This is a genomic window from Spirochaetota bacterium, assembly GCA_038043445.1.
In the GTDB taxonomy this organism is placed as follows: Bacteria; Spirochaetota; Brachyspiria; order Brachyspirales; family JACRPF01; genus JBBTBY01.
The window spans coordinates 1-8,681 of record JBBTBY010000146.1 but is presented as its reverse complement, the minus strand read 5'-3'; the positions used below and the strand labels follow the sequence as shown (position 1 = coordinate 8,681).

The window sequence follows — 8,681 nt, the reverse complement described above, 5'->3', positions numbered from 1 at the left end:
ACATATGGACCCGCGCATTCGCGGATACATAATGGATATCGTTGAAAAGACGCGGACGGACCCGAGTTTCCGTCTCGGCGTTTCGCCCCGAGGCACGCTTGCTCTCGCTGCGAGCTGCCAGGCACTCGCCGTTCTGCGCGGACGCAACTACATCGTCCCAGAAGATGTGAAGGAACTTGTCGTTCCCGTATTCTCAAAGCGCGTGCTCCTTAAGCCCGATGTTCTCATCAAGGGAAATACGCCTGAGGACACGCTTGCATCCCTGCTTGAGACGGTGCCCGCACCGGTGCTCAAGGACAAGGCGTGATCCGCTACAAAGCGATAATTTTCATCGGAAGCGCGCTCCTGTTCAGCATCGTTCCCTTCCGCAGCGTTCAATGGATCTCGCTCACGCTGCTCCTTCTCATCGTCATATCGTTCCTCTATTCAAGGGTGATGTTCGCCTTCTTCACAGTGCGCCACCGGCGTGCGATACTGCGCACCTATCGGTACCAGGATGTCGAGCTTTCGCTCGTGCTCGAGAACAGAAGCTTTCTCAGTTTCCATGCGGTCACCGTCGTTCTCCCCTGCGGCACCTACGAAAAAAATATCACAAAGGCATTGTCACTGCGTCCGGGGGAACGGACAGAAATGCGCTATCGCATCACCTGCGACAAGCGTGGCGAGCGCATCATCGGTCCCGTGCGGGCGAAGGGGGCCGATCCCCTCGGGCTCTTTCCGTGGGAAAAGCTCTTCAGCGAGGTCGCCACGGTCATAGTCTACCCCGCCGTGTATGATGTATCGCTTGCGAACGACCGCGGGCTCCCATCGGGGAATATACGCATCGCGAACCCGCTCTATGAGGATGTCACGCGATTCCGCTCCGTCCGCGATTATATGCCGGGGGATGATCCGCGCAGCATAAGCTGGAAGGTCACTGCACGCACCGGAAAGCTCGCATCGCTCCAATATCTCCCGGTGCTGTATTTTCCCGTCCTCATCGTGCTCGACATCACCGCATCACATTATCCGCTTCGCTACCGGCATGTGCTCATCGAACGCGCCATCGAGACCGCGGCATCGCTCGCCCGATACGCCGTGCAGATACAGCAGGGCGTGGGGCTCATCACCGCGGGCACTATTGCCGGCGTCGATGAAAAAAGATATGTTCCGCTCGGCTATGGGCCGCATCATGCCGTCGCGATACTTGAAACGCTCGCGCGCATCGAGCTTTCGGAGAAGAACGATGATGTGCTCATGCAGCCGCTCAGTGCCGGTGTCCGCATGCCATGGGGCACACGGCTCTTCTATGTCGGCCCCGCCCCGGATGAGAATCGCATGAATTCCATATTCTCTCTTCGTCAGCGTGCAGGCGTCGATATCGGACTTTTCATGCTCACTCCCCTGCGCTCAGTATCGCATCTGTCGCGGTTTTTTACCGTTCATGAAGTGAAGGAACAAGGCAATGAGCTCATCTGATACCGTCTACGGCCGAAAAGCATCCGCGCAGATACTTATCGCCGTATTCCCGCCGTTCTTCTTCGTCCTATCGATAGCCGTGCTCATCCCGGTCACCTTTCGCATACCGGTGCACCTTGCGCCCGCGTACTTCATCATGCTCTTCCTGCTCGCCCTGTTCCAGACGGCTGTCGCCGATGTGTTCTTCCGGAACTATGCGCGCATGACATTCGTCGAGCCGCTCATTCCATTGATCATCGGTTCGATCGCTGTCATGCTGTTCCGTGCCGGCAGTATCCCGGAACGATTCATCCCCGGATGGGACATTCTTCTGCCGATGGTCGGCGTCCTTACTCAGATCACGTTCACATCGGTGATGTACCATTATCTCCGCGAATGCGCGGTATCGATAGCCGATCACGAACGGCTCGAGAACACAGCGCTCAGGGAGGAAACGCGCCGCAATGTCGATCTCTACCTGGGCATACGCGACTTGAAGCGCATCAAGATAGCGCTCGTACTGATGACGATACTCCTGCTCATCGCACTGTTCATCGCCGTCGGCATGCGCGCCCGGCTCACCGGGGTCCATCATCTCTTCCTCGGCCTGTATTCCCTGTCGCTCCTCATTTCGTTCGGCAGCGTGAACATATCCCTTGAGAACCTGCTTCGCCGCACCGAGAACATCATACTCCCCGACGAGATCACGCGTCGGCGCTTTCCGTCAGCAGTGATCATCGTCTGCATCTGTCTTCTCGGGGCCTTTGTCTTCTCCGGCGACCATGCCCTTCTGCCGCTGAATTTCATCAGCGATCTTCTCTCGCAGATAAACATACAGATGCCGACGTTCGATATGCACGTGCCGACCATCCACCAGAACGAGATACTCCCGCCTGAGAACATCATGCGCGGCGGGTCATCGTCCATCGATCTTGGATGGCTGCCGATCGTGATCAAGGCCATCGTGTTCATACTCCTCGGAACGGCTGCATTGCTCGTCCTTGTCATGGTGATCGGTTCGCTCTTCTCGCCTGCCATCGCATCCGTTTCGGTGCGCGGGAACCCGTTCACCCTGCTCTTCTCCCGTCTCATGCTGCTCGCACGGGCCATCGCCGATCTGATACGAAGCATGTTCGGCCCGCGGAAGCGCACGTACGATACGGCGGGCGATACCGCGGCATTCAATGAGAAGATGCTGTTCAGCGGCATCGTTGATAAGCGCGCGACGGCAGCCAAGCAGCGGGAGACGAACAGGGTGATCGCGGCGTTCGTGAAGGTGATACGCTGGGGTAAAGGCCACGAAGTGCCGTTCATGAAGAACCTGGCGCCGCAGGAATATCTTACGCGCATCGAACGCCGGTACCCACTGCTTGCTCCATCGCTCACGATCATCGGCACGACCTTTGAAGAGGCGATATTCTCGCTCAACCTTGTCGGAGAATCGAGGATAGCGGCGTATTTTCAGGCGGCAAAGGCCGTGCTTCGATACCGCGAAAAGAGGCCCTGAAACCTGGAATTGACAATTCACCTGAATGCGCCTATACTTCATCACCCTATGAAAATCAACCTCAAGCAAGTCGAAGCCTTCGTACGCAGATCATTCCTTCCCATCGGGAGCAGAATACCCGTACCGCTCACGAACGGTCTCGGTGCCGGCCACCGGGCATACGGCGCGCTCTCCTATTCCAATATCTTCAAGAAGGACGACGCCGAGGACATATACCTGAAATCGCTCCCGCTCTCCGGCAAGACCGTATGCGATATCGGCGGATTCATCGGCATTACCGCGATATTCTTCTCCTCGCGTGTCGGCGATAAAGGCCATGTCTACTGCTTTGAGCCCAACCCCGATCTCGTGCAGATGATCCGGAAGAACCGCAGGCTCAATAAGCTTCATTGGCTTGATATCATCAATGCCGGCATCGGCGAGAAAGAAGGGACATTGACGCTTACGGTAGATCGTGATCATGCGGCCACCGGCACGCTCCGTAAGGTTCATGCCCACGGCGATGTGCGGTCGGTCACCGTCCCCGTCCACACGCTCGACGACCTCCATGCGGCAAAGAAGATAACCCCCCCGTCATTTGTGAAGATAGACACGGAGGGTTACGAGCTCTACGTGCTTCGCGGCATGAAGGACATCATCAAGGAGCATTCGCCGGAACTCTTCATCGAGGTGCACGGCACTGACGATACTGCCGCCATGTACACGTTCCTGTTCCACCACGGCTACCGGATATTCCACGTCGAACACAACACCGAGATACGCGGGACGCCGCATCCGTGGGCGCGTTTCGGACATATTCACTGCACGCTGAAACGCCGGCGCTGACGAATGCCCCGTTCGCTGTATCGACTGCTCGCGATCGTAAGCCGCGCGCGCCGCACCGTTCTTGCCGCAGTACAGACGCCGATATACATCATACCGTTCCTGGCGCTTGCGGTGTTCTCATGGTGGGTGACATCGCTCATCTACGAACCGCATATCACTTCCATACCCTGGAACAATCAGTTCGTGATATTCTTCACCGTTCTCGCACCGCTCACCTGCATACTTATCGCTGTCATCGCCATCGTTCAGCTCATCGTGCGGTATGTACGCGGCGAAGCGGGCTCGGCGATGCGCATCCAGTTCACGCTCATTCTCGTCGTCGCCATCCTCACCCCGACCATACTCCTCACGATATTCTCTCTCTCCCTCATCCGCTTCAACAGCTCGCTCTGGCTTTCGACCAATGTCGAGGAGTCGCTTTCCGCATCGCTCGATGCCGTGCACAGCGAGGTTGCCCCGCGAGCCGAGGACCTCGCGAACTTCTTAAGTACCCGTCAGAGCGATATCTTTGCCGCAGATGATGCCGCATCGCTCGAACGCCTTCGGGCCGGCCGTGCGGTCTCGCTCGGCAAAGCGGCGAACACGATGATCGCATCCGACCGTGACGGCATAGCCCAATCGATACTGCGTGCCTATCGATACTCGCCCGCCGAACGGGATTTCTCCCTCACGCATACGTACCGCGGGAAAAGCCATCTCGTCGCCGGCATACGTTCAGGCACAGCGCTCATCATTGCCGCCGAGGAGATGCCGCGCTCGCTCGCCGAGCGCAAGAACGGCATCGCCAGTTCGCTGCGCTACTACAAGCTCCTGCGCTCATCCCGCGACGATTTCGAATTCATCCTCACGATGATGTTCATCTTTTCCGCCATCATAAGCGCCATGGCAGCGATACTCCTCGCCTTCCTCCTCTCACGGAGCATTACCGCGCCGCTCTCCTCCCTGGCGGACGCAACACGCCGCATAGCACATGACGAACTCTCGTACCGGATAAAACCGCAGGGCAACCGCGAAATGCGCGACCTCATGGAACGCTTCAACATCATGGTCCGCGACCTCAAGCGCAACCGCGATCTCCTCGCTGCGCATGAGCGCATGGTCGCCTGGCGCGATGTCGCATTACGGCTCGCCCATGAGATAAAGAACCCGCTCACGCCGATCAATCTCAATGCCGAGCTCATCGCCAAGGAAGCGAAAACGCTCCCGAAGAAAGAACGCACGGCGCTCACCCGTGCGAGCGCGCATATCCTCGACCAGAGCGCGACGATACTCTCGCTCGTCCGCGATTTCTCGCAGTTCTCGTTCACGACCGAGCTTTCCGCGGAACGACGCTCCATAAGCGCTGTCGTACGGCAGGCCTTCGGCTCATTCTCCGCCGTACCGAGGTCCATCACCATGGAGATAGCGCTCGTAGCGCGCGACCTGCGCATACGGATGGATTCGAAAAAACTCGCTATCGCCCTCGTCAATCTGATAAAGAACGCGATAGAATCGCTTGCGGAAGACGGCGGGCGCATACGCGTCGCTTCTCATCACGACGATGCGGAGCACACCTTCTGCATAACGATAACCGATACCGGCCACGGCATCCCCGAAGAATTGCGGGAACGCATTTTCGAACCGTATTTCACCACGAAGAAGAAAGGGAGCGGCCTCGGGCTTTCCGTCGTTGAAACGATAATACGCGATCACGGCGGCATCGTGGAAATAACCGACAGCGGCACGAAGGGAACGACATTCACCGTTTCTTTCCCGTTACCCGAGCATGAGCGATGACGCGCACTCCGCGGACGATATTCATCGAGCGCGATGACGAGGTGACGGCAAGCCCCGTCACCGAACGTTTCATCCGTGCATTCCCGAACGCTGTGCGCCATACCGTTCGATCTCTCCAGGATATCGATGCGATAGAACCGCCGACAGCCGCACGGGCGAAAACATCGCTCTTCCTCATGAAGAACCGCGGTGCCTTCGTGCGCCGCTGCCCGGGAACGAGATATTTCGTCTGCTGCGACTACCGTGTGATCGATGCCGCGAGCCAATGCCCCTTCGACTGCAGTTATTGTTTTCTCCATGCCTACGACAATGCACGGGTGACCTCCGTTGCGATCAATCTCCCCGACATGGTGAGAGAGACCGCGAATTCCGTCGGGGCTGACGAATTCGTCCGCATCGGCACCGGCGAGCTTTCCGACAGCCTCGTCTATGACGATATCTCCCGCGTATCGGACGCCCTTATCCCGCTCCTCAACGAGCGGCCGCGCATGTTCTTCGAATTGAAAACGAAATCGGACAATGTAGGGCACGTCATCGCGGAGCACAGGCGTGCGCCGTATGCGAAACGCATCGTTATCGCTTTCTCGCTCAACCCTGAGCACATCATCAGGACGTACGAGAAGGGATGCGCCCCGCTCAGCGCACGCCTTGCCGCTGCAGCACGTTGCGCCCGCGCCGGTTTTTCCCTGGCCTTTCACTTCGATCCTGTCATACGCCATGCCTCATGGCAGCGCGATTACATGAGCGTCATCGACAAGCTCTATCGCGTTGTCCCGAAAGAAGCTATCGCATGGATAAGCATGGGTTGTCTGCGATTCCCCAAAGCGCTCAAGGATGATCGCATCGCGGCGAGCAGCACGCATGGCGCACTTGTATCCGGTGATTTCCTTCCCTCGGACGACGGCAAATTCCGCTATTTCCGCACGCATCGCGAAACGATGTACCGTACGCTCCATTCCCGTATCCGATCGTATGATACAAAGACGTTCGTGTACCTCTGCATGGAAACACCCGCCATGTGGCGCACCGTGTTCGGAAAATATTTTTCACCGGATTCGTTCGCATCGGCGCTTGAACGCTTCATAGCACGGTATGCCGCATGATAGGGCCGGACGGGGCGTATTCGATTGAACCGTTCCGCACTGCCGATGAGATAGCCGCCCGCAATGAAACGCTCGCAGCGGATATACGCGCACGTATCGGTACCGCGGACGATGTCGTCATCGTGGGAGTGCTCCGCGGGAGCTTCGTGTTCATCGCCGATCTCATACGAGCGCTCCATCGCAACGGCATATCGCCGCGCATCGATTTCATGACGCTCGCACGCTACGGGAACGCTGATACATCCGCAGATGATGTCTCGGTGGTGAAAGGCATGTCCGGCGGCATAGCGGGCATGCGCGTGCTCCTCGTCGATGACATACTCGATACCGGGCGCACGCTTACGTTCGCAAAGAACCATTGCCTTGCGCTCAACGCCGCATCCGTTTCATCGATAGTCCTTCTCGATAAGCCGTCCCGGCGCATCATCGATATCCATGCCGACTTCATCGGCTTCACCATCGATGACCGCTTCGCCGTTGGGTACGGCCTCGATTACGCCAATCGCCACCGCGAACTGCCGTATCTCGGCATCGTCTCCTTCGGGGATTGAAATGCCGGCGGGCATGCAATGAAATTGAGGATCTCTCCCGGTCTTATCACCGGTACTGCTCTCATCGCCTCCATTACCGCGGGCTTTTTCTTTCCGCAGGGGAGCGGCCTCAAGCCATGGATGCCATTCGTTCTCGGCATCATGCTCTTCTTCAATTTTCTGTCGCTGACGTACGAGCGCAGACGCTTCGTGCGAGCGGAACTTCTGGTCTTCCCCCTTCTTGCCTGGGGCATTCTGCCGCCGCTCGTGCTCCTCATCGCCCGTATCTTTTTTCCGCCCGAGATAGCGAGCGGGTTCTTCCTTGCCGTCATCACGCCGCCGGCGATAAGCGCGGTCGTCATGGCGTCGCTCATGGGCGGTGAACGCGAACTCCCGATCGTCAATTCCGTCGTGTTCAATCTGCTCTCGCCCATCGCCTATACCGTGCTCGCGGGCCTCTATCTCTCCGCGCTCAGCGTGCATGTCCCGGTACGCGCCATCATCACCGAGGTCGGCCTTGTCGTGCTCGTACCGTTCGTTTTTTCGCTCATCATACGCCGGATACCGCCGGTATGCCGAACGCTTACGCGCGTCAGTACGTTCTATAATCCGTTCTCGATGATGGTGGTCGTGTATACGAGCGCAGCCCTCGCCGCACCGCGCATCAAAACGCTTTCGGTGCCGATGGTACTCGCTATTCTCTCCGGCGTGTTCATCATCGCCTGCATCTTCTACAGCGCAGGACTTTTTCTCGGCAACGGGCCGACGCATCGCCGTTCCTTCGCCGTTGCCGTGGGCCAGAAGAACGTCGGGCTCGGCATGATGGTGGCAGTGAACAATTTCTCACCGCTTACCGCCGTGCCGGTGATGCTCTATCTCGTCAGTCATCACCTCATCAACGGCATACTGCTTATTTCCGGTTCACGACGCGCACATACGGGGACGCCTGGCACACAAAAAACGCGCCGAAACAAATGACATCAGGCGATATGCACGGTCACACCCTGTGCCGTGAGCATCGACTTCATCGCATCGGTTATCCGCTCATCAGTGATGATGGTCCGTGCGACATCGTATCCGCATACTGACAGATTGCCGCGCTCGCCGAATTTGCTCGCATCGGCAAGTATGATGACCTCGCGCGAACGTTCTATCATCATCCGTTCAACGGCGATAAGGCTCGTATCGGTATTGGTCATGCCTCGCTCATCGATGCCCTGCGGGCTCATGAAGAGCTTTGACGCCGAATAGTTGGAAAGCAAGGTGTCGCTGAAGGGGTTTATCATCATCTGCGACTCGCGATACAATATGCCGCCGAGGAGCACGACAGTTGCAGCACTGCTCCGCGCAAGCACATCGGCGATGGCAAACGAATTGGTTATGACGGTAAGCTCGATATCGGAAAGATGCTCCGCGAGATAGTACGTCGTCGATCCGCCGTCGATGATAATGGTCTCCCCGGGGGTGACAAGCGAAGCCGCCTTCCGCGCAATACGGCTTTTC

9 protein-coding genes are annotated in these 8,681 nt (G+C 57.7%); 8 read left to right on the top strand and 1 reads right to left on the bottom strand.

Annotated elements, in window-relative coordinates; all coding sequences use genetic code 11:
* The 8 genes from AABZ39_18855 to AABZ39_18820 all read left to right on the top strand — a co-directional run.
* On the top strand, positions 1 to 307 hold a 307-nt coding region (locus AABZ39_18855), incomplete at its 5' end, for an AAA family ATPase (GenBank protein MEK6796841.1).
* On the top strand, positions 304 to 1,458 hold the full coding sequence (locus tag AABZ39_18850) for a DUF58 domain-containing protein (protein MEK6796840.1): 1,155 nt from the start codon (positions 304 to 306) through the stop codon (positions 1,456 to 1,458). The genes AABZ39_18855 and AABZ39_18850, both read left to right, overlap by 4 nt.
* Positions 1,445 to 2,944 carry a hypothetical protein gene (locus AABZ39_18845; GenBank protein ID MEK6796839.1) on the top strand — a complete coding sequence of 500 codons (1,500 nt, stop codon included), beginning with the start codon at positions 1,445 to 1,447 and terminating at the stop codon, positions 2,942 to 2,944. The genes AABZ39_18850 and AABZ39_18845 overlap by 14 nt, the downstream gene beginning before the upstream one ends.
* A gap of 48 nt (positions 2,945 to 2,992) precedes the next feature.
* Positions 2,993 to 3,769, top strand: a complete 777-nt coding sequence (locus AABZ39_18840; GenBank protein ID MEK6796838.1) for an FkbM family methyltransferase — start codon at positions 2,993 to 2,995, stop codon at positions 3,767 to 3,769.
* A gap of 3 nt (positions 3,770 to 3,772) precedes the next feature.
* On the top strand, positions 3,773 to 5,545 hold the full coding sequence (locus tag AABZ39_18835) for an ATP-binding protein (GenBank protein ID MEK6796837.1): 1,773 nt from the start codon (positions 3,773 to 3,775) through the stop codon (positions 5,543 to 5,545).
* The gene (locus AABZ39_18830) at positions 5,542 to 6,648 is read left to right on the top strand and encodes a spore photoproduct lyase family protein (GenBank protein MEK6796836.1); all 1,107 of its coding nucleotides are present in this window, start codon (positions 5,542 to 5,544) and stop codon (positions 6,646 to 6,648) included. The genes AABZ39_18835 and AABZ39_18830 overlap by 4 nt, the downstream gene beginning before the upstream one ends.
* The gene (hpt, locus tag AABZ39_18825; GenBank protein ID MEK6796835.1) at positions 6,645 to 7,199 is read left to right on the top strand and encodes a hypoxanthine phosphoribosyltransferase; all 555 of its coding nucleotides are present in this window, start codon (positions 6,645 to 6,647) and stop codon (positions 7,197 to 7,199) included. The genes AABZ39_18830 and hpt overlap by 4 nt, the downstream gene beginning before the upstream one ends.
* Before the next feature lie 18 nt (positions 7,200 to 7,217).
* On the top strand, positions 7,218 to 8,156 hold the full coding sequence (locus AABZ39_18820) for a bile acid:sodium symporter (protein ID MEK6796834.1): 939 nt from the start codon (positions 7,218 to 7,220) through the stop codon (positions 8,154 to 8,156).
* 2 nt (positions 8,157 to 8,158) lie between these two features.
* Here the strand turns inward: AABZ39_18820 and AABZ39_18815 are convergent.
* Positions 8,159 to 8,681, bottom strand: a 523-nt coding sequence (locus AABZ39_18815) for a DeoR/GlpR family DNA-binding transcription regulator (protein MEK6796833.1), incomplete at its 5' end; no start/stop codon positions are given.